Consider the following 21070-nt stretch of genomic DNA (forward strand, 5'->3'; position numbering starts at 1 on the left):
CTCTCGACGATTGCTCTCTCCGTGAGACGAGTTTCGACGCGACCCGTTTTTGCCAACTTACGAAAGCGGTTGGGCGATACCGATTTCAGTCTCCAAGCCGCCGGCATCGCCTTCTTCGCGTTTCCTTCTATCGTGCCATTGATTGGCAGCTTTGCTCTTGCCTATGGCTTGTTCACTGAGCCGGAGGTGTTGGAGCAGCATCTCGAAGACATCAAGCGACTGTTTCCGCGCGAAACCGGTGCAATCCTGCAAGAGCCGATAAGACTGGCCCTAGAGAGCGCAGGGGCGAAGCAGGGCCTTGCACTTCTCGTAGGCTTGGTTGTCGCGATCTTTGCAGCGAGAGGCGCGGCTTCAGCGATCATTACTGCCCTTAACAATGCTTACGACCGGGAGGAGACGCGTTCGTTTCTTAGGCTGCAGGGAACAGCATTGCTCCTTACCGCAGCTATCATCGTTACACTCGTAACGACCTTCTCCATAGCGTCTTTCATCACATCGATTGGGACGAGGCTTCTTCCAGCCTCCCCGTTCACCGAGTTTCTCATGACTATCATTTCCGTCGGTCTGCTTACCGCAATCAGCGCTGCTGTGGTCGCAAGCATGTTCCGGTGGGTGCCTGACCATACTGAGGCACATTGGAAATGGATTACGCCGGGAAGCGTGATGACCGCTTTTGCGTGGTTTCTCCTGTCGTCGGGTTTCAGTTGGTATGCCGATCACCTCGGCAAATTCGGCACCGTTTACGGGTCGCTCGGGGCGATCGTAGCTCTGCTCACCTGGCTCTATTTTTCAGCTATGGCCTTGTTTGTCGGCGCCTGCCTTAACCGGTCGCTTGAGGCAGTGGCAACTTCAAAGATAGGCTCACCCGCTGATCGAGTGGCGTCAAGCTTTGGGTCCGACTTGCCGCAATAAAAAACGGTCACCCGATCATTGCTGACCGGGTGACCGCCGCCGATGAGCCGATGACGAAGTGAAGGGATGACGACTGCGTCAGCGGATCAACGCTAACATCCATCATACGCAAGACGTTGCGGGCAGTTCCTAGATGCCTAACCTCAGCCATCAAATAGCCTGTTCGACATGATTTTGTTCCGAGCAGCGTCAGCTGTCTGGTGTCCGGATCACCCCTTAACTGGTTCCTCAAGCACATGGCTACGAGAAAAGATGCTGCGCTTGGCGAAAGGCTCATAGAGTTCATCAGGATTTTCCAGGTCAAGTATGGCCTGATCTGCGAGAACCGTCTCTGCGTCAGACAAATCGGGTAATTCTAGCCGCTCCAAACGCCTACCAGGACCAGTCAAGAGCTTTACTGCTTCTCGCATCGTGATCGCGGCGCTCAGTGTCTGCGCCATATGCTCGACACTGACACCACAATGCTCGGCAAGGAGCTTATGCCTTAGGCGAGCAATTTCGGGGGCTGCCGAGGAATTGCCGGATCTGCAGCATCGAGAGAGACGTCACATTCGCTGTCCAAACCCAGAGAGCGATTGTTCATATTGGCCGAGCCCACTCTCAGCACCTCGTCATCGATAATCATGAGCTTTGCGTGGACGTAAATTGGCGTGCCATTAGCAGTGTATGGGATGTTGATGGAGAAACGGCTATTGATGTCTTTCTCTCCGATGGAACGAACCAGGCGGGCGCGAGCGCTATCCATCGCCTTCTGCTCTAGCCAACCATCGGCACTTTCTGAGGTGACGATGAAAACTTCCGGAGGATCGGACTCAGCCATCCTTTTCGCTATTGCTTCGGCGACCTTGCGCGAGGCAAAATACTGGTTTTCGGCATAAATGAACCGCTTTGCCCGGGCGATGTGCTCTAAGAACAGCTGCTCAATTTCGCTGATGGCGGGACAATCATCGTGTTTCGCTCGCGTCCGTGAAATACCCAGCCGGACAAACTGATAGTCGGCTTGAACCGACGAAGGCCACGGAGATGCCGCTATCGGGGTGCAGGGTTCGATCGGCGCACCACCAGCTCTTTCCCACCGTAATCTGGCCAAAGACGCCAATGCGGCTGCTGCCTCATTTTCAACCAGCATCGTAACATCGTGCCACGGCCCATAGGGTTTTCCATTGGGTCGCTTCCGACGAAGATCGTCATCCAGGTGATCAGAGGTATCCCAGCGATCTGACGTCATATCGATGCCGCCACAAACGGCGAACTTGTCATCGATCACGACAATCTTTTGATGATGGCTGCAACCAAAGGGGTGGGCGCTATCGAGTTTCATCTCGATCTGCGAATGCATCGCCCATTTCGCTAGATCGATCAGCGTCGAGCCTCGACCCAGCATCTTCAAGGCCCCAAAGTTCCACTTCAACAACTTGATCTCAAGCCCTGGAGTTCGATCGGCAAGCCAGATAATAAAATCCCCCAATCGATTGGGAGGCCCTCCACGTTCCTTCCGCTTGCGAACGAGCGATATCCGGGTGTCAAAATCCCAACCGATCAACATGATTCGCTGCTTAGCGTTCATCATCGCCTGCTGGACAATTTCGAAATAGTCAGCAGCGTCGACAATCACCTTAGCGCGAGTTGCACGGGCAATCCCCAAACAGATGACGTTTGGCTCTCGTCAGTCGCAAATTCGGACGTTACCGTTTTGTCATTCCAATCTGCACGGTCCATCCGAAAATCCTTCAAAATGTCGTCATCTGCAGATTTTATTGGTCTTTCTTCAATTGGCGGCGACCATGTCGCTTTCTCGTTCGATCAACATCCAGAGCGCCTGATCATGTGTTGAAAACAAACGAATATGCAATTCAGCTTCAGAATCAGCAAAATCACCGATTTTATAGAGTTCCATACTGAAATCTGGAGCGGATCTGGCCTCAGCGACAAGACCCAAAAATTCGTCAGTTGCAAAGCATGGGGCGATGTCCTTGAAAAAGTCTCGTCCAACCTGGCCGCGCTCTCCCATCCCGGACGCAATAGCCTCGCGCTTTGAATAAAAAACAACGCGATCGTCTTTGTCGAGCTTGATTGCGCCGAAAGGCAGTTGGTCAATCTCGTCGCACGAAAGTGCCTCCATGATCGCGGCTACATCGGGTCTATCGAACATGGCTCAGCCTTTACCTTCCGAGAACTTGGTGACGCCCACTATGTGGGTCACAAACCATCCGTCGTCCGACAAAGGAAACATTATCCGCTCGAATGTCGTGGATACTCCACGCGCGTTCAGGGCTAGGTAGTCGTGGTATGCGATACCTTTCAGGCACCGTTGGAGAGCATCGGTCACTGAGCCAAGGCTCTCCTCGTCTCGGGCTGTAATGTATGTGCCGAGCAACGGACGCCCGAGCTTAGTTTCTACCGCCTCGGAGGCAGCAGAAAATTTGAAAACTGGGACAGCCGTTGTCCCACCCACTTCCACGACATATCCGCTCCTCTCGATATAGGGTTTGAGCGAGGTGAACTCCCCTTGGCTCGGCAACCTGCCAAGGTCGTTGCAAAGCGACCGCCATTCCCCAAAGCAAAGGATGAGGTCTTTCGCCTTGATCCTTCTTTCCACCCGATCGGAGCGAGCTCGTTGAGCGCTGGTTAGCCTTTTGCCAGGCAGCCGCCCCAACTGCTCGGCAACGGTCAGATTTAAAAGATTCGTGTCAACAGGCTTGGGAAGAAAAATTTCACCTTCGGGCAATGCCTCGCCCACACTGCCGCTAACAAAGATCATTGGCAGCAGCGGGTAACGGTTCCGCAGCTCACGAGCGACCTCAGCACCGCTGCCCTGATCAAGTTGCAGGTCACTGATCAGCAGGTCGATAGATGCGGCTCCCACTGCGAGTGCAATTGCCGACTTCGCACTGATCGCTTCGAGAACCGTATAGCCACCGCTCTTGAGCTTCTCGCCAATGTGCTGGCGCAACATGTCGGAATCCTCGACGAGCAAGATAGTGGCGTCTCCGCCTTGTATGCTCGACAACCTGTTATCGGATAAAGCATACTGAGTGTACGCAGCCGAAGCCGCTAAAATGAGCCTTATGGTAGTTCCTACCCCCAGCTGGCTTTCAATCTCGACTGTGCCGTCACACAGTTCTGCGAGCTCGAACGCTGAGGCGAGGCCGAGCCCTGTGCCTTTGCCTCTGCCTTTGGTTGTGAAAAATGGCTCACCCAATCTCGCAACCACTTCAGGCGGCATACCGCATCCGTTGTCCACGAATGAAAGCTCAACATACTCACCAGGCTGAAGCCGCTCGGAAGGGTCAGCGACCGTGCGCCTGTTCAACTCTATCCGTATGGCGCCCTCGCCGCCAATAGCGTCGCGGCTATTGGCGATGAGGTTGAAGATTACCGACCTAATCCGAGACGAGGAGGCGAGAACTGGCGGGACCTCTTCTCCTCGGCAAAAATCGATTGTGATCGCTCTGCCGACGAGGTGACGCAACAGATCGGCATCGCGTTCCAGGACATCGGCTAGATCCAGACTTTCAACGCTTCCTTCGTCACGGCGCGAAAGATCCAGCAATTGGCGAGTCAGCTGACTGCCGTACGTTACAGCCTGATCAACGTGGTCGAGGATGTCAGCACTAACGCCATCATCAATCCGCCGCCGAAGCAGCGAAGATGCACTTTGCATGGCGGCGAGAACATTGTTGAGATCGTGAATGATGCTCCCGACGAACCGCCCAAGCAGTCGCAGCCTCTCGGAATGTTCTTCGTCCGCTTTGGCCTCGAGAAGTCGCTCACGCTCGGCCGACAGATCCGCAACCATAGCCCTAAGCGTCTCAACCTGACTACCATCAACGTAAAGATGAGAAATATCGCGTGACACGGCCAAAAAATGGCTGGCGCGCCCCTCTACAACGCCAAGAGGCGACACATCGACTTGCCACCATCGGGGATTACCCGCTGCGGTCGGACAAAAGCCCCGAAATGCCCCATGACGACCGAGCCGCGCTTCGTCTAAGGCCTTGAGAACCAAAGGGCGTGTCGACATCGGCCAGAGCTCATGCCATTTGGCACCAATGATTGCGCCAAGGTGATTCACCTCCATTGCAACTTGGCCCTTGGGGCTCATTTTTACCAGGTAGCCGTCATGGTCGATGATTTTTATGCAATCCGGCGAATGGGCAATCAACGCCTCAAGAGCCTCCTGCATAGTCTGGAGACCGAGTTCGGCCCACATGGTCAACGCCCCCACTCGGCTGATCAGATTTTGTTCATTACTGGATACCACTTAATCAAGTCAATCCAGTGAAGCAGCCGAACCGGGGTCAAGCTCCACTCTTACAAGCACCTACATCATATGTTATAGATCGGCACGATGCTAAGAACCGGCGGAATCGACCCCAACTGGCTGATGAGCTTCTTTTCTGATGCATGCGAAGCGAGTTGGACTGCCTCGAGCGATGGCTACGTTTTGGACAATCCCGAGTGGCGCAAGTTCACCGGACAGTCACAGGCCGAAGTGGAAGGTGAAGGGTGGGCGAAGGCTCTCCACCCAGAGGATCAAACTCGCGCCCTCGAGGATTGGCGAAAGGCTGTAGCGAACGGCTCCGTTTATAGTTGCGCCTTCCGCGTCCGCTACCTCGATGGCAAGTATCGAAATCTTCTCTCTGTCGGCACCCCAATCCGGAAACGAGACGGATCAGTTTTCCAGTGGTTTGGTGCTTCGTTCAGATTGCCTGGCAGAGCGACCGATGCATCAGGATTTCAGCACGCTGATCTTGATGATGTGGCACCCGCACATCTAAAGGCTGCTCGCGCCGCCTTGGGCTGGTCGATCAACACCATGTCGAAGCTTTCAGGCCTGTCCCCCATGACGCTCAGGCGCCTCGAAGGCGCTTTCACGGACATTCGCGCGAGCAAGGCAAGCTTAGAGAGGGTCCTGAAGCTGTTTGCCAACCATGGCGTCACCATGCTTATAAACAACAGCCTTACCGTCGTGGCAATTGAACGAATCCAAGCGGATTCGGCCACGCAAGGCTCCACAATTGAGGAAAATCTTAAGTCGGTGTCTGTTCAGCGCCGAGACCCCCGTCACAAGCGCTGAACAGTTTTTGTCCCATACAACGCGCCGTAGGTATTGCAAATTCAATTTTTGATCGTCCGATTGGCTGCGGGCGGTTACGCGTTCCTTCCGCGTGGGCACATCGCACATCGCCAGGACCGCCGCGCGCTCCTCATCCGAATACCGGCGGCGGCGTTCCACCCCAGTGATGATCTCGAGCCTGTCCAACGCACTCTCCTTACGCAGTGCGAATGGACACTGCGTAAGGCGGCTCATCGCGATGGGGCATCAACCTGGCAACACGACCAAGGCCGGACGCTTACCGTTCTCACCCTGATCGCGCGCAACACGCCGTCCCTTAAAACTTCGCGATTCTGTCTTCCGAGAGCAGAGTGCCAGCAAGACAGTGGGGCTGCAGCCAGTCAGCCTCTACCAACAGTCGATGTGATTGATCACTGGAGAGCTGCACCCGCGCAGCGGGCAGCGAATGAGGGCAAACCCGTATGTGCCCTTACTGGCTCTTACCGAGCATCTTAGGGCTGCCCTGCGAAGGCTAGACTGGGTCTTCGCGAGGTCGAAAGTTGTTTCAGGTTTTCTTTTGCATTCGAGATCAGCACGATCTTCGGTTTGTCTTCCTTGCGGCACTGATCTGCATCATCTCATGCTCCACTGCCGTAATGATGCTTCGGCAAGGGAACGCAGCTTCCGAAGAGACGAAGCATCGCTGGCTGATCACCGGTGGCCTCGCAACGGGCTTCGGAATCTGGTCGACGCATTTCATCGCGATGCTCGGCTACGATCCGGGTGTGGTTGCAGGATACAAGCCCGGTCTGACCGCCGTCTCCCTTGCAATAGTGCTTGCAACCACTTTGATCGGTTTTCGGTTGGCCGTCTTCGGCGGCAAGGCCGGATCGATGGCATTCGGGGGCTGCGTTGCCGGAGGCGGGTTCGCCGCCATGCATTACACCGGCATGGCGGCCCTTTCTCTTCCGGCCAAGATTGAATGGAATCCTGCCTATCTTTTGGTCTCGGTCGCGTTGGCGATCTTGCCGATGGTTCAAGTGCTGCGTCTTGCTTTGACGAAGCGAGGGCTTGCGAACGCGGTAATGGCCGCAGGACTTATGGTCTTGGGGATTGTCGGTCTGCACTTCACCGGCATGACAGCAATCCGACTGGTTCCTGCGAGAATGGAAGATGGGGCGGTCTTGCTCTCACCGAGCACGATGTCAGCGCTGATAGGCGCAGTTTCGCTATTCCTGCTGGGTCTTTGTCTCTTCGGGGGCTTAATCGCTAAGCGGACCAATGCAGCGATCCTTCATAGCCAGCAGCAGTTTTCCATTCTCGTAAGAGGAATCTCCGACTGCGCCATTTACATGCTCAAGCAAGACGGTTGCATCGCCAATTGGAACGCCGGCGCACAGCGGCTCAAGGGCTATAGTGAAGAAGAAGTGGTCGGACAGCCGCTCGCTATCTTCTATACGAGCGAGGATCGTGCGCTAGGTCTTCACGCACAGGCGATTGAGTGCGCACGACAGCATGGCAAGTTTATCGGTGAAGGCTGGCGTGTCAGGCGCGATGGTTCACGCTTCTGGGCGCATGTGACTATCGAACATGTTCTTGACGCTGAAGGCAGGTCCTTAGGGTTTGCCAAGATCACTCGCGACATGACCCAATTCAAGGAAGACCAAGATCGGCTGGAAGAGGCCAGGCACCAGCTCGCCACGGCACTGTCCAATATGCATCAAGGGCTTTGTCTGTTCGACAGCAACGCTCGGCTTGTCCTTCGCAACCAGCGCTTCCTTGAACTTTGGAACTTGCCTGAGAGCAGCTGTCCGCCCGGCGCGTCTCTCGATGAGGTAGCTTATGCTGCCCTTTCATCAAGGGCTGGCGAGAAAGTTTCCGAAGAACGCATCGCCAACGTTCATGTGCTGCTGAGGCAATCACTCGACGCCAATGGCAGTGAACCTGTCGTCGTCGAATATGGTGAGGCTTTTTCCATGTCGATCACCAGCCGGGGCATGCCGGATGGCGGGTGGGTTACGACCTTTGAGGACATCAGCGAGAGGCGCCGATCTGAAAAGCGCATCGCTCATCTGGCCCACCATGACATGCTTACAGGCATGCCAAATCGCAGCAGCTTTAATCGCTGGCTTTCACACGAGTTGGTCGCTGCTCCTTGCCGGGGCGAGCAAGTTGCTCTTGTCGCGATCGATCTGGATCGGTTCAAGGAAATCAATGACACCCACGGGCACGCCATAGGTGATCAGGTCCTGAGGTCCTTTGCCAATGCTATCTCGAACTGTCTGGACGAGAACGAGATCGCAGCCCGGCTGGGCGGCGATGAATTTGCCTTAGCTAAAAGATTTGCGCGTGAAACAGAGCTGACTGATTTCCTTTCTCGTCTGGAAACAGCAATTGACGGTTGCGTTACGAACTCAGTCGCTGCCCTGAACGGAGCGAGCATCGGGGTGGCTTTGTATCCAGGCGATGCCGAGGATCTCGACACACTGCTAAACAATGCAGACCTTGCCATGTATCGCGCGAAGGTGACCCTCGGACAGTCGGTCTGCTTCTATGAGGCAGGCATGGACGAGAAGGCGAGGTGGCGGCGCCAGATTGCCAGCGACCTCCGTTTTGCTGTCGAACGCAATGAAATGCACTTGCTTTATCAGGAGCAGCGTTCGGTCCTCGATCAAACCCTTACAGGCTATGAGGCGCTGTTGCGCTGGACTCACCCCCTTCACGGCAACATTGGACCGGACGATTTCATTCCCATCGCTGAAGAGAGCGGTGAGATCGTGCGGATCGGTGAATGGGTTCTCAGGACTGCTTGTCTTGAAGCCATGCACTGGCCGTCGGACCTTAAGGTTGCCGTCAACCTCTCACCTGTCCAGTTGTTGAAGCCAGATTTGCCGGAAGTTGTAACGCAGATCTTGCTTGATACCGGCCTGCCACCCCGCCGCCTGGAACTTGAGATCACTGAAACGGCTATCATCACCGAGAAGGTCAGGGCGCTTCATTCGCTGCGCCGGATCAAGGCCCTTGGTGTCAGCGTTGCCATGGACGATTTCGGAACTGGCTATTCCTCACTTGATACGTTGCACTCATTTCCGTTCGACAAGATCAAGATCGACAAGTCCTTCCTCCTTCAATCAGAAACCAATGATCAGTCGCGCGCGATCGTCAAAGCCGTTCTGGCTCTTGGGCGAACCTTGTCGATCCCGGTCCTGGCAGAGGGTGTAGAAACGAAGATGCAGCTGGCGTTGCTGGTCGAGGAAGGCTGCAACGAGGCGCAAGGTTATTTGTTTGGCAGGCCCGCTTCAGCGCCATCCCTTCAGCAAGGTTCGGACACAGCGTCTTCTCGAAGGGCCAAGTCCGCTGCTAAGCGCTGAATGCGCCAGTCGGCTAAAGTCCGCACGTCGAAATCAATTTGGAATTCGCGATACGGCGCGGATCCACTTATCAATTTCCGCCTCGACCCAAACTGCACATTTGGGCCCTAGCGATCGTGACCTGGGGAGCAATCGACATAATCAGAGCAGGAAGCGCGCCGTTACTCGGACCTGACGCGGTTCGACCGGATGGATATGCCGGTCATCGATCCCGCCCGCCGGTTCACCGCGCAGCCGTGAGGCATAGAAGTAAGTTATGTCGGGATCGCGGGCATTGAAGAGATTGAGTACATCAATCCCAAGGCGGAGTCGTCCAGCCTCGCGGTAGACGCCAAGGTTCATCAACGTCGTAGCATCTGACTTCTGCGAATTGTCCTCGATCAGCGGCGCGCTGGCAAAATGACGGATACGCAATGTGGCGGTAAGCGATGGGGTCATCGAGGCACTGATGCCGCCGCCCAGCACGAACGGCGTGGCACCGGGGATGAAGGCTTGGCCCGGTGCTACGCCACGAAAGCGCGCGCGGGTGTATGCAGCGGTGCCATCCACCGTCACGCCGGGCAGAGGCCGCCAGAACAGGGCAAACTCGGTTCCGAACCGGCGCGATGCATCGTTGGGTTCGGTGCTTCCGGCATCACCCACGAAGACCAATTCAGAAGCCAGATCGAGCCAGAAACCCACCAGTGAAACATTCAGTGGGCCGCGTTCGACCCGTAGGCCCAGTTCGGCCCCGCGCGAGCGGGCGAAAACCGGCACCCGGTTTGCCGGATCGCCGCTGGCCGGGTCCACCGTGATGGTCGCGCCGCGCACGTCGTTGGAATGATAGCCTTGCCCATAGTTGGCATAGAGTTCGACGCCGTCACCCGCTTTCCATGCCAGCGCGGCCTTGGGCGAGACAATGGTGGCTGATCCCTTGCCCGAGTTTACCGCCAGACCGGATCGGACATTGTAGCCGATGGCATCTACGCGCAGGCCGAGCACCAGCCTCAACCGTGAGGTGGCGTTGATCCGGGCTTCCCCGAACAGGCCTCCGCCATATTCATCGACCTGGTCCTGCCGCACGGTTGCGGTCACCGTGCCTGCGCTGGTGCGGTATAGCCCGAGCTGCCCGATCCTGTCCCACCGCGTATCGCCGCCAAACCGCCACGCGATTCCGGCTGCGTCGAACGCATGGCTGACCGATCCCCCGAATACGCCGCGCCGGTCGATCTGCCGAAACTGATCGCCGTTCACCGGATCGTCGAGGAAATAGGTAAAATTGGAAGTCAGCTGCAGCCGCGAGCCGATCGCATAGGCAGTGAAGGTTGTGTTGCCTGCCTTGCCATTGAATGTCAGCGCCACCCGGCCCGACCGACCTCCGAGATCGGGGTCGATGAAACCGAAGCGAGGGATCAAGCCAGAAGCGATCGCGCGTTCAGGCACCTGATCGGTCGATGTCCAGCGGCTGGAATAGCCAGCCAGCCCGAGCGACCAGTCAGGTGTCGAGTATTTGACCAGAGCGTTAACCTTGCGCAAGTCTTCATCGAGCACCCACGGCCCGTTCGACAGCGTTCCGTCGATAGCAGCGAGCACGGTCCCCTGTCCGGTGTCGGCGCTGCCTGCCGCCACGCCGCGCCAATATCCGAAAGAGCCGCCGGTGACTTCGAAAAAGGGCTGTGACAGCCTGTTCTTGGTCACGAAGCGCAACGATCCCGCCGATGCGAAATCGCCATCGGCGGCGTGGTAGGGACCCTTGGTGTAATCGATCCTCTCGACCAGTTCCGGGATCAGGAAATTGAGGTCGAGATAGCCCTGCCCATGGCCATGGCTGCGCATGTTGACTGGTGCGCCATCGACAAAGCCAGCCAGATCGGTGCCATGATCGAGATTGAACCCGCGCAGAAAGTATTGGTTCGCTTTGCCTGACCCGGAATGTTGGGTCGCAATGAGCCCCGGAACATTCTCCGCCAGCTCGCCAACCCGGGAAATCGGCCGCTTTTCGAAGTCCGCGTAGCCTACGACGCCCTCCGACCCGCTGGTGGCCACGCCGACCTGTTCAAGTGCGCGGCCATAGACGACGATTTCGTCCCTGTTTTCGCCGGCTTTTCCATCGGCTGACCATGCAGCCGACGGCATCGCCAGGAGCGCCAAAAGCACGGTTTTTCTCAGCAATCGAGGGATCGACGGATGCATACTAATTCCCTTCTGCACAGATCGAGTAGCGCGATGCCTGGTTGGCCCTTGATGGAGCGCCAACGGTCGAGGCGGTAAGGCCCACCCTGCCCCATTGAGGGTCGAGTTGCCACGAGAGGAGCCGTCAGGACACATCTGGGAGTAAACTTTGCTCCACATGGGCCTCTCGGAGCCGCCATCGAGCTAGTCCTGTTCCGAACAAGAGTGCCGGGACCAAACCCACACATACGATCAGCAATCGAAAATTCAGACCGCCTACGGAGGCGTCGTGAAGCGGATGAAGCCAGTTGTTCACGGTTGTCGACGCACTGGCCCGCAGGCTGTCCTGCAGGCCGACAACCGCTCCACTGAATTGGTCGATAAACACGTAGCTGTGCGGGAACCGGTAAGAGGGGTCACTCGGCTGCTGAATGCGCACCATGAAAGGACCGTCAGACTGGCCTGGAACTTCCACCCAAGCCAACCTGCCCTCAGGCATTTTCGAGTGGGCAATCGCCAGCGCTTCGCTGATCGTAAGCGGCGGACGGGTCTGGACTGCGGACTGCGGTGACGGGGTCTCGTCAATCGGCCCAGTCACCTGCGTCAAAACGGCATTGCTCTGATCTGGCAGCGCCAACATCACGCCGGTTACAACCAGCATCAGAAGCAATGGCAGGCTGGCGAGACCTGCCAGCTTGTGGATGTCCCGAAGTGTTCGAACGAAGGACGCTCCGCGCTTGTAGCGCAGTGCCTTGCGCCAACTTCCTCTTGGCCACCATGCCCATAGCCCAGTCAGCAGCAGGACAAGAATGATTAGCCCTGCCCACCCAACGACATCCCGCCATGCGGGGCCTGCGGCCAGCTGCATGTGAAGGTCGTAGATCCAAGTCATGGCGTAGCTGCCCCACGCCGCCTCGCGCAGCACCCGCGAGCCGTCCGGCGCGAGCCAGACCATGATGCGCTGGCCGTGGTGTCCTCCATGAGGTGGCTGATAGCGTGCGGCGATCGGACCAGGCTTACCTGTCACCTCGAAGCGCCAGGCGCCATTCCGTTCCGGCCATTGCCGACGGACGGTCGCGAGCGAAGTGTCCCAGACAGGAGAATTCCAACCTGGCACCACCCCTGAAGCAGTAACGTTGATCTCGGGATGGAGCGCTGCATCGATCTCCTGGTAAAAGACGAGCAACGCCCCAGAAATCCCGAGGACGACGAACAGCGCGCCGAAGCTGAGCCCGAGCCAGAGATGGGCTGCTCGGACAATGAGGCGGACGCGCTGCATGATCAGAATCTTACCCTGATGCTGCCGATCAGGTTAAGTCCATCGCCGGGGCTGTGCAGCGTCTGGGCGCCGTCCCACCACGCATATTCATAGTAGGTGTCGGTGAGGTTCTTGCCGGTCAGAGCTACGTCGATCCGATCATTCACCATGTAGGCCACTTCAACGTTTAACAGGCTATAGTTGCCGAACTTGCCGCCGTTGGCAGCGCTGTTGGCGGCCGTCAGCCAGTAGCTCGACTGGCCATTGGCCCAAAGCGAAACGCGGACCTTCGGCAGGCCGGTAAAGTCGACCCCGCTCGACCAGAGCCAATGCGGTACATGGTCAATCTCGTTGCCCTTATATTGCGGGGTTGCCGGATCGGGCGTGGTGATGGTCGCTTTCTGCCAGGTCAGCGCCCCCCACAGCGAGAGGCCTGCAACCGGCTTGGCACTCAACTGAAGATCGAAACCGCGGCGACGCGTGGCCCCGACATTCTCGCTGTCACCGAGCGGGTCATTGAGTTTGCGCTTGATCTCCCCGGTCGCAGTCTGCTGCCAGGCTGCGATGCGCCCTTCGAACAGGTCACCAAGCGCGTACTTGACGCCGATTTCCCAGCCCTCGTTGATCGAAGGATCGAGGTTGATGGTGCGCGGCGGGATGAGATAGGCACCAGAGCCGAGGCCAATCTGGAAGCTCTTCCCGTAGTTGCCGTACAGCGTCACGCCCTTGATGGGCAGCACGGCGACCGACAGCTTGGGCTGGCTGATGGTTCCGTAGTCGTTGATCGGGGCAAACTGACCGCTCAGGCGGTTGAGATAGCTGCCGCCAACCCAGTCCCACCGCCAGGCGGGTGTGACCCGCAGCCAGGGTGCAGGCTCGAGGATCAACTGGCCATAGACGCCGCCCACCGAGAGCTTGAACTTCTGGTCGCGGGTCTGTGCCGTGGGCACCCGGTTGACCGCCGTGTAGCGCAGGGAGATATTGTCCTGCCACTGCGTGTCGCCGCCGATTTCGGCCATCAACGGCATGCCCGCAAGGCTGGTGTGATAGTGCAAGGCCCCCATCACGCCCCAGTGATCCTCACTGGTAACCCGCCGCTGCTGCGAGGCTCCCGCCGAGAACTTGACGTAGCGATCGTCGCGCAGGCGGTTGAAGTAGGCCTTCGCCGTAAAATCGAGCCTCTCGCTGAGGCTATTGTCGAAGTGCAGACTGTACTGCTGGACTTCGCGGCTGTCGCCGTCCGAGGCATTGTAAGCGTTTGTCATGCGCGGATCGCGGCGACTATCGGCAAAGGTCAGGTAGCCGGGCTCCTGCGCATTGCCCTTGTAGTAGCGAGCGATCGCACCGATCCGCACATCCGCATTGGGGTTGAAGAACCATTTGCCCCCAAGACTGAAGCGGTCGAGGTCGCCATGACGCCGATAGCCTTCGGATTGGCGGTAGGCGACGAGATAGTTCTGGCTGAACTTGCCCGTTTCCAGGCCTGCCGACAGCTGGCCCTCGTAGGTCCCGAAGCTGCCGCCGGCGAGCCGAGCATCGGCATAGGTGCCGCCGATCCGCGTCTTGATATTGGCGCTTCCGGCGATGGCGTGGAGGCCGTAGCGCGGATCCGAGGTGCCGCGCACAACCTCGATCCCGGCGATATCGAGCGGGTAGACCTCGTCGATGTAGGGCATGTTGCCGTCGTTGCTATTGGACGGGATGCCATCGATTAACAGCTTGACGGCATTGATCTCGCCCTCGCCGTTGAACCCGCGGAACGAGAACTTACCGCTGGTCGTGCCCTGATTGAAATTGGTGAGGAGCACGCCCGGAAGCCGCCCTACCAGTTCCCAGGCATAGTTGACGTTGGCGCGCTGCGCGACGTCACCGCCGAGGCGATCGACCGATGTCAGGACATTGCCGGTCGAGCCCGCCATGCGGTTGGCGGAAACGACGATCTCGCCGACGGTGAAGGTCGTATCGGCGCTGGTGCCGGGCGGCGCAGGCTCATCGGCAAGTGCAGGCGAAGCTGCGCTAGCCAGGGCCAGCGCGATGGCGAATTTCGAAGTATGCATTGTTGGTCCAATCGAATTTGAAGTTATGCTCGCAGGGAGGCATCAGCTCTCGGCCATCGCGCGGAACATGCTGGCGACAGGCGCAAACATCTCGCTCATCATCTCGCCTACTGGCGCAGAGGTTGTGGCCAGCGTGCCCCCCTTGATCGAGGGATCGGGGGCATATTCGCCCTGCAGGACCAGGGCTTCGGCATAGGCCCGCCCACGCAGTTGCTCGACCATGGCGATGGCGAAATCGAGGCCTGCCGAAACCCCGGCGCCGGTCAGGATATTGCCATCCTTGACCACACGCTCATTGACCGGGATCGCCCCGAAATCAGCCAGTATGTCGCGGGCGACCCAGTGCGAAGTTGCGCGCTTGCCTTTGAGCAAACCGGCCTTGGCCAGCACCATCGAGCCGGTGCAGACGCTGGTGATGTGCTTGGCACGTGAGGCCCGATCCCTGATCCACGCCATGGTGTCAGCGCGCGCCATGACCGAAAGTGTGCCCTCCGTCCCGCCAGGCACGAAGAGCAAGTCGAGATCCTTGGGCGCGTCCGCCATCGTCACCGTGGGCGTGATGGCCAGGCCCAGGTCCGACGTCACCGGCGAGAGATCCTTCTCGGTAGTGACGAGGTGGACCTTTGCACCGAACAGGCAGGCAAAGAAGTAATGCGGTCCCACGAGGTCGAGCGCGGTAAACTTGGGGTAGAGCAGCATCGCGATCTGCTCCTGCCCCCACAGGCCCGGCCCGAGCACCCGGTTCATCGCCTCCATGTGCTTGTCATGCATGGCTGTCTGTTCGGCAGCAGACGGGTTTGCCGAGGGCGCAGCAGCACCACCGGCAGCCTGTGCGGCCATAGCCTTTTCGATCGCGAGACAGGGAGCGAGCAAGGCTGCTCCGGTCATGCCCTCGAGAAGGGTGCGGCGGTTGGTCGTCATCGTTGACCATCCTTCGCCGAAGGAAGGAGGCCGCGGGACTGCATCCACCAGAGGAATTCTTCCAGCCAGTGATCGCTCGTCGTGCCATGCCGCTTCAGTCCGAAGCCGTGGCCACCATGCTCGTAGATGTGTAATTCTGCCGGTACTCCAGCCTTGCGCCAGGCCTGATGCAGCAGTGTGGCGTCCTCTGGCTGAAACTCGTCATCTGCGGCGGCCGCGATGAATGCCGGGGAGGCGTCAGCCGGGACGGGGGTGCGCAAGCCGCCATAGATCAGGCCGACAAACGCCGGGCGCGTGGCAACGTCACCAATCGCGAGATCAGCCGCAAGGTACCCACCTGCCGAAAAGCCGATCATACCGATCCGCTGGGGGTCCACTTCCCATCCCCGTGCGTGCCGGCGCACCAACTCGACCGCGCGTGCGCCGTCGATCACCGCGTTGGCCTCGCCGGCGAAACGCGGAACCTCCAGCGGTACACCGCTTTTGGCCCGAGCCATGATCAGGTCCATCTCGCGAAGGTGGATCGCGGGGAGCATGGCCGGGCTCCCGGAACTCAGGATCGTACGGTACTTGAGCACGAATGCGGTGATCCCGTGCTTCGACAATGCTTCGGCGACGGCTGTCCCCTCGGACTCATAGGCGAGACCAACGAAGCCACCGCCCGGTGCGACGATAATAGCCGTACCGTTCGCAGTGCCCGGTGCCGGCCGGTACAGTTCAAGCGTGGGCGAACTGACGTTGCGGATGAGCAGACCACCTGCCTCGGGCACCTGCTCACGCAGTTCGGGAACCCCGAGCGAAGACACAGCGCCCTCCGGCCAGAGCGGGACTACGGTCTCATGAATGGGATCCGCGCGCGCGGTGGCCGAAGCAATCAACAGGGCGGCAGCAACCCCTAGCCTCGCCAGCCATGCAGACTTCACAGTTCCACCCGGACGGTAGCCGTCAAGGTGCGCGGTGCGCCAGGCAGGATCCAATCGGGCGAGAACTGGTGCTGCGAGACGTAGTAGCGCTTGTCGAAGACATTCTTGAGGTTGACCTGGGCGGTCACGTTGGCACCCGCGAGTACGAAGCGATAGGCCGCTTCCGCATCGAAACGGACATAGCCAGGTAGCGTGACGGTGTTACCCACATCGCCGAACCGCGCGGACTGGTAGAATGCCCCGCCGCCAAACGCGGCTGCTTTGGTTGCCTGATAGCGGGCCCACAGGCTAGCGGCATGGCGCGGGGTGTTGGCGAGGCGCAGCGATCCTGCATCCACCTTGGTATCGGTGAAGGCATAGGAGCCGATTACCGACAGTTGTGGGGTGATCTCGCCGCTGAAATCCAGCTCGATCCCGCGCGAGCGCGCCCTGCCAATTGTCTGGATCACCGGGAAGAAGGTGAAATCGCCGCGGTTGGTCTTTAGGAGATCGAAAGCGGCCAGGGTTGCGCTGAACCGCTTGTCTGCGGTCTGCACCTTGGCGCCCACCTCGAACTGCCGACCGATTTCAGGGGCGAGTTTGGTGCCATCGGGATTGACGCCGTTGTTGGCGGAGAGCCCGCGTTGGAACTGACCGTAGACCACCAGGCCGCGCGCGACTTCCAAGGTCGCGCCGATGCGCGGCGAGGTGAAACTCACCTTGTTGGGAGCAAGGCCAGGTGAGGAATAGATCGTGCTGGTCCAATCGTGACGCAGCGCCGCCACGGCGTGGAAGCCGCCACCGAAGTCGATGGCATCCTCGGCAGTGACCGAAAACCAGCGGTCGCGGTCAACGATGTCAACTGGACTGGCCTGCGCGATATCGAGCGGCGGTGTGTTCGCCACGTTCGGACTGGTGAGGCTCACCGTGCCAAGCTGCTCGAAATATGAAAGCCCGGTCTTGCCTTCGCGGAAGTATTCGGTCCCGACCGCAAGATGATGGACCAGGGCGCCTGTCCGCACTGTACCGATCAGATCGGCACTGGCCTGATCGACGTGGTAACGCCCGTCCGGCCGCACGTTGAAATAGTAAAGTGCAAGGCGGCGCGAAGATGCGAACAGGTCATCCCCTGTCGTCAGATCGAGCCGGTAGGGCGCAACATCAAGCTCGCGGGTGTGCGAGCGCATGTGGATACCGCGCAGGCGCAACTGCCAGGCGCTGCCAACGGCCTGACGTACGTCGAGCCGGTAAACCTGCGTCTCTGCCTTCGAAAGCACCGGTGCATTGTTGTACGCGGTGTTGAGCGGAATGTCTGCTGGCCGCGCGCCGTCAGATGGAATGCCATAGTCGTTGCGATAGCGGTGGTTGAGGTAATCCACGCTGAAAGTCACGTTGGTGTCCGCCGACGGCCGCCAGCCGAGCGAAGCGTTCACCGAGGCAAGCTTCTCCACCACATAGTCGCGGTTCGACCCAGTGTTGAGATAGCTCCCCGAAACCGCTGCGACCCAGTGCTGGTTCGCATCGAGCGCTCCGCCGATCCGTGCCGACGTGCGCGACAGGCCATATTCGCCCACCGTCTGCGCCAGTTCGCGAGCAGGTGCGGCCGTCAGCGGCCGGGCGCGAATATTGACGAGGCCGCCCGGTTCCGCGCGACCGAACAGCACCGAGTCTGGTCCCTTGACGACCTCGACCGCCTCGACATTGGCCATGTCGATCGGCACACCACGCACTTTGGTGCCATCGAGATAGTAGGTGCCACTGCTGTAGAGCGAGCTTTGCGTGGTCATCGAGACGGTTGAGAACCCGCGCAGCACCAGCAGTGGCGCGGTCGCGCCACCAAAGCCGAAGTCTGAAGAGACGCCGGCAACATTGCGCACTGCCTCGGTCAGCGTGATCGCGTTCTGGTCGAGCAGAACTTCGCGTTTCACCACTTGTATGGACTGTGGCGTCAGCAGGATCGGCTGCCCGGTCTTGCTTGCGCTGGTGCTGTCGTCTGCCGAATAGCGCCCGGTTACGACAATTTCGCGCTGGTCTGGACTCGCGTCCTCGGCAAGCGCGGGGCTGGCGGACAGCAGCACGGCTGCGATGGCAAACACAGACGTCTTCATTAATTTTCCCCCCTGGGAATGCTGTTTGTTGGTTTTGGATGTCACGCGATCAGTCGCTTGAGCTTGGCCAGCGCGGTTGCGTCGGATTCCTGGTGGTCGATGGTTCCCGAAAACTCGCCCCTGGCGGTCATCAGGTAGATCGCAGCGGTATGGTCGATGGTGTAATCGCCGCCCGGCTGCGGAACCTTGGCCGAGTAGACACCGTAGCCCTTCTTGATCTGTTCAAGCTGGGCATCAGTCCCGGTCAGGCCGAGGATTGGCGTGCCGAACAGTGCGACGTAGTTGCCAAGGTCGGCAGGCTTGTCGTGGCCCGGATCGACCGAGACGAAGACGATGTTGAACTTCATGCCGTCGGCCCCAAGCTGTTTGCGCAGCCGCGCCATGCGGGCAAGGCTGGTCGGGCAGACATCGGGACAGCGGGTGAAGCCGAAGAAGATCGCATAGGGCTTGCCCGCCAGCGTCTTCTCGGTGACTAACGAGCCGTCCGGCGCAGTCAGCGTGAACGGCCCGCCGAAGGTGTGGGCGTAGTCATTGGCAGGATCGCCCGCGGGATGGCCGCGGTCATAGATCACGGCGAGACTGACCATTGTGGCGACGCCGAGGACAAGCCACAGCGCCGTGCGCAGGCGGGCGAAACCCGAGCGAGGTTCCTTCTGCTCAGTGTCCTGCATGGCCGTTCTCGATCGGGCCGGTCGACGTCACGGGCTGCACCGCGAATTGCACGGTCACGCGGCCAGCGCGCTGGAAGCGGAGCGTCACGGGGAAACGCTCGCCCTGACGCAGCTGGCGCTTCAGGCCCATGAACATGATGTGGTAGCTGCCGGGCTTGAGTTCGAGCGTACCTCGGGCCGGAACGGCAATGCCGCCTTCCACCTGGCGCATGCGCATGACACCCCCATCCATGGTCATGGTATGCAGCTGGACTTCGGCTGCCACCGGGCTTGTGCCCGAGACCAGTCGATCGTCGGACTGGCTCTTGTTGGTGATGGTCATGAACCCGCCGCCAACGGCTTGCCCCGGAGCAGTCTCCCGCGACCAAGGGTGCTGGATGCCCAGGTTCCCGGCCTGATAACCATGCGCCAACGCAGCGCTCGCCAAGGCACTCAAGGCCAGAGCGGGCACAAGGGTTTTGGGAGGAAGGCGCATCATAGCTTGAAATCCTGTTCGAGGGTGCAGACGGGAATCGCCTGCGCGGCGAGGGTCTGGGGCGGCTCGACCAAGCCGACGCCAAAGGCCGTGTCGGCGAGGCGCAGCGCGGCGCAGAGCGCGATCGCCTTCCAGGTGTTGCGCCGAAAGCGCTGGAGCCTGTGATGCCGCGCGTCAGAAACCTTGAACATGCCCATGGTTCAGCACCCCCGCGCGTGCGCGAGCGCAGCCGCCACCAGCGGCGCCACCGCGCGGCGCTCATCGAGGCTAAGGCAGCGCCCGAACTCGATGCTGCCGTCGCGGCTGCGCAGGAACAGGCGCAGGTCGGTCGGGCTGCGCCCTTCGGCCGCCAGGTGCATCCAGAACGCGGGTAGCTCGATCTGGCGACCGCTGCTGTCGCGATGGCGCACCTGGCCATCGGCCAGTTCGAGCGTCTCTTGCGCTGGTGTCGATTTGCCATGGCGTTCAAGCGCGAACGTCAGGGCAGCCATGGCCAGAATGGAAAAAGCAGGCACCAGCCAGTGACCGTGCAGGGCAGGCCCGATACTGGTCACCATGAACAGGAGGCCGATGACGCTGAAACAGACGCGAGCGTCCTGGCTCAGATGCGAGCGGTTCTCCTGCATGTGCAGGATAAGAGGCTTGGGATTGGTCGTCTCGGGGACGCAATCCAGGCGTTCGGGCTTCGAAGCCCAAGGCCGTTCCGTGGAACGGCATAGCAATTCGTACATGGAAGAATGCTCCGGCTAAGCCGGCGCACGCTAAGGGAAGGCGCGCACGCCGGCCGGTCCGACAAATCGGTTAGATTGTCAGACCAAAGCCGGCGGTCCGCGCAGAGGCGGCCGCAGATAGGAAACGCGTTTAGGAAGAGGGAGACGCGCGGGCGCAAAGCCAAGCGCAAGAATGAAGGCCAGTGCCAGCGCGAGCAGCCAAGGATCGGCACCCGTCATCGAGGCCATCGACAGGGATGCGAAGGGGCACTCGCCCTTGCCCTGCTTGTGACCCGATTCGCTCCCGCCATCCTTCATCGGGATGACGAGTTGCTTCACGGCATGATTGCCCGTGATCTCGTCGCAGATCTGGACGGTCAGCACCTTGGAGCTTTGCCCGATCATGTAACCGGACGGCACGATGATCTTCATGCACAGCGCCGCCATGACCACCAGGATGGCCAAGACGCGGTGT

18 protein-coding genes are annotated in these 21070 nt (G+C 59.4%); 3 read left to right on the forward strand and 15 right to left on the reverse strand.

The features are described 5' to 3' along the window. The first annotated feature begins 69 nt into the window (after positions 1 to 69). Positions 70 to 912, forward strand: a complete 843-nt coding sequence (locus HHL27_RS09955; RefSeq protein WP_169493238.1) for a YihY/virulence factor BrkB family protein — start codon at positions 70 to 72, stop codon at positions 910 to 912. 484 nt (positions 913 to 1396) lie between these two features. Here the strand turns inward: HHL27_RS09955 and HHL27_RS22770 are convergent, their stop codons facing one another. The 3 genes from HHL27_RS22770 to HHL27_RS09970 all read right to left on the reverse strand — a co-directional run bounded on the left by HHL27_RS22770 (position 1397) and on the right by HHL27_RS09970 (position 5125). Further along, positions 1397 to 2527 (reverse strand): phospholipase D-like domain-containing protein, encoded by a 1131-nt coding sequence (locus tag HHL27_RS22770; protein ID WP_338114862.1) that lies wholly within the window; start codon positions 2525 to 2527, stop codon positions 1397 to 1399. Positions 2528 to 2680: 153 nt separating this feature from the next. Continuing rightward, positions 2681 to 3064, reverse strand: coding sequence for a hypothetical protein (locus tag HHL27_RS09965; protein ID WP_169493239.1), 384 nt, complete (start codon positions 3062 to 3064; stop codon positions 2681 to 2683). A 3-nt stretch (positions 3065 to 3067) separates the two neighbouring features. Further along, positions 3068 to 5125, reverse strand: a complete 2058-nt coding sequence (locus tag HHL27_RS09970) for a hybrid sensor histidine kinase/response regulator (RefSeq protein ID WP_169493240.1) — start codon at positions 5123 to 5125, stop codon at positions 3068 to 3070. Between the two features lie 138 nt (positions 5126 to 5263). On the opposite strand from HHL27_RS09970, the gene HHL27_RS09975 reads away from it, so the two are divergent. Together HHL27_RS09975 and HHL27_RS09980 are read left to right on the forward strand one after the other, a co-directional pair. Then, positions 5264 to 5992, forward strand: a complete 729-nt coding sequence (locus tag HHL27_RS09975; RefSeq protein ID WP_169493241.1) for a PAS domain-containing protein — start codon at positions 5264 to 5266, stop codon at positions 5990 to 5992. A gap of 539 nt (positions 5993 to 6531) precedes the next feature. Then, positions 6532 to 9342: a bifunctional diguanylate cyclase/phosphodiesterase gene (locus HHL27_RS09980; protein ID WP_169493242.1), complete on the forward strand. Its 2811-nt coding sequence runs from the start codon at positions 6532 to 6534 to the stop codon at positions 9340 to 9342. Between the two features lie 33 nt (positions 9343 to 9375). On the opposite strand, the gene HHL27_RS09985 is transcribed toward HHL27_RS09980, so the two are convergent. The 12 genes from HHL27_RS09985 to HHL27_RS10040 form a co-directional block, all read right to left on the reverse strand. Next, entirely contained in the window at positions 9376 to 9474 is a 99-nt protein-coding gene (locus tag HHL27_RS09985) for an AlpA family phage regulatory protein (protein ID WP_169493243.1), read from the reverse strand. 9 nt (positions 9475 to 9483) lie between these two features. Further along, positions 9484 to 11478, reverse strand: a complete 1995-nt coding sequence (locus tag HHL27_RS09990; RefSeq protein WP_338114863.1) for a TonB-dependent receptor — start codon at positions 11476 to 11478, stop codon at positions 9484 to 9486. A 160-nt stretch (positions 11479 to 11638) separates the two neighbouring features. Then, entirely contained in the window at positions 11639 to 12772 is a 1134-nt protein-coding gene (locus HHL27_RS09995) for a PepSY-associated TM helix domain-containing protein (protein ID WP_169493245.1), read from the reverse strand. 2 nt (positions 12773 to 12774) lie between these two features. Next, the gene (locus tag HHL27_RS10000; RefSeq protein WP_169493246.1) at positions 12775 to 14808 is read right to left on the reverse strand and encodes a TonB-dependent receptor; all 2034 of its coding nucleotides are present in this window, start codon (positions 14806 to 14808) and stop codon (positions 12775 to 12777) included. A 42-nt stretch (positions 14809 to 14850) separates the two neighbouring features. Further along, positions 14851 to 15729, reverse strand: coding sequence for a DJ-1/PfpI family protein (locus tag HHL27_RS10005; protein WP_169493247.1), 879 nt, complete (start codon positions 15727 to 15729; stop codon positions 14851 to 14853). Further along, positions 15726 to 16535, reverse strand: coding sequence for an alpha/beta hydrolase fold domain-containing protein (locus HHL27_RS22775; protein ID WP_206069494.1), 810 nt, complete (start codon positions 16533 to 16535; stop codon positions 15726 to 15728). Before HHL27_RS22775 ends, HHL27_RS10005 begins: the two co-directional genes overlap by 4 nt. Before the next feature lie 113 nt (positions 16536 to 16648). After that, positions 16649 to 18739: a TonB-dependent siderophore receptor gene (locus HHL27_RS10015; RefSeq protein WP_169493248.1), complete on the reverse strand. Its 2091-nt coding sequence runs from the start codon at positions 18737 to 18739 to the stop codon at positions 16649 to 16651. Between the two features lie 41 nt (positions 18740 to 18780). Beyond that, positions 18781 to 19410 carry an SCO family protein gene (locus HHL27_RS10020; protein ID WP_169493249.1) on the reverse strand — a complete coding sequence of 210 codons (630 nt, stop codon included), beginning with the start codon at positions 19408 to 19410 and terminating at the stop codon, positions 18781 to 18783. After that, on the reverse strand, positions 19397 to 19888 hold the full coding sequence (locus HHL27_RS10025; protein WP_338114864.1) for a copper chaperone PCu(A)C: 492 nt from the start codon (positions 19886 to 19888) through the stop codon (positions 19397 to 19399). Before HHL27_RS10025 ends, HHL27_RS10020 begins: the two co-directional genes overlap by 14 nt. After that, the gene (locus tag HHL27_RS10030) at positions 19885 to 20082 is read right to left on the reverse strand and encodes a hypothetical protein (RefSeq protein ID WP_169493250.1); all 198 of its coding nucleotides are present in this window, start codon (positions 20080 to 20082) and stop codon (positions 19885 to 19887) included. The genes HHL27_RS10025 and HHL27_RS10030 overlap by 4 nt, the downstream gene beginning before the upstream one ends. Positions 20083 to 20085: 3 nt before the next feature. Continuing rightward, entirely contained in the window at positions 20086 to 20511 is a 426-nt protein-coding gene (locus HHL27_RS10035) for a DUF2244 domain-containing protein (RefSeq protein ID WP_169493251.1), read from the reverse strand. A 183-nt stretch (positions 20512 to 20694) separates the two neighbouring features. Next, a complete protein-coding gene (locus HHL27_RS10040) occupies positions 20695 to 21060 on the reverse strand; it encodes a DUF2946 family protein (RefSeq protein WP_240959610.1) in 366 nt (121 codons plus the stop codon). Between the last annotated feature and the right edge of the window lie 10 nt (positions 21061 to 21070).

Source organism: Novosphingobium olei (assembly GCF_012927405.1).
Classification (GTDB): Bacteria; Pseudomonadota; Alphaproteobacteria; order Sphingomonadales; family Sphingomonadaceae; genus Novosphingobium; species Novosphingobium olei.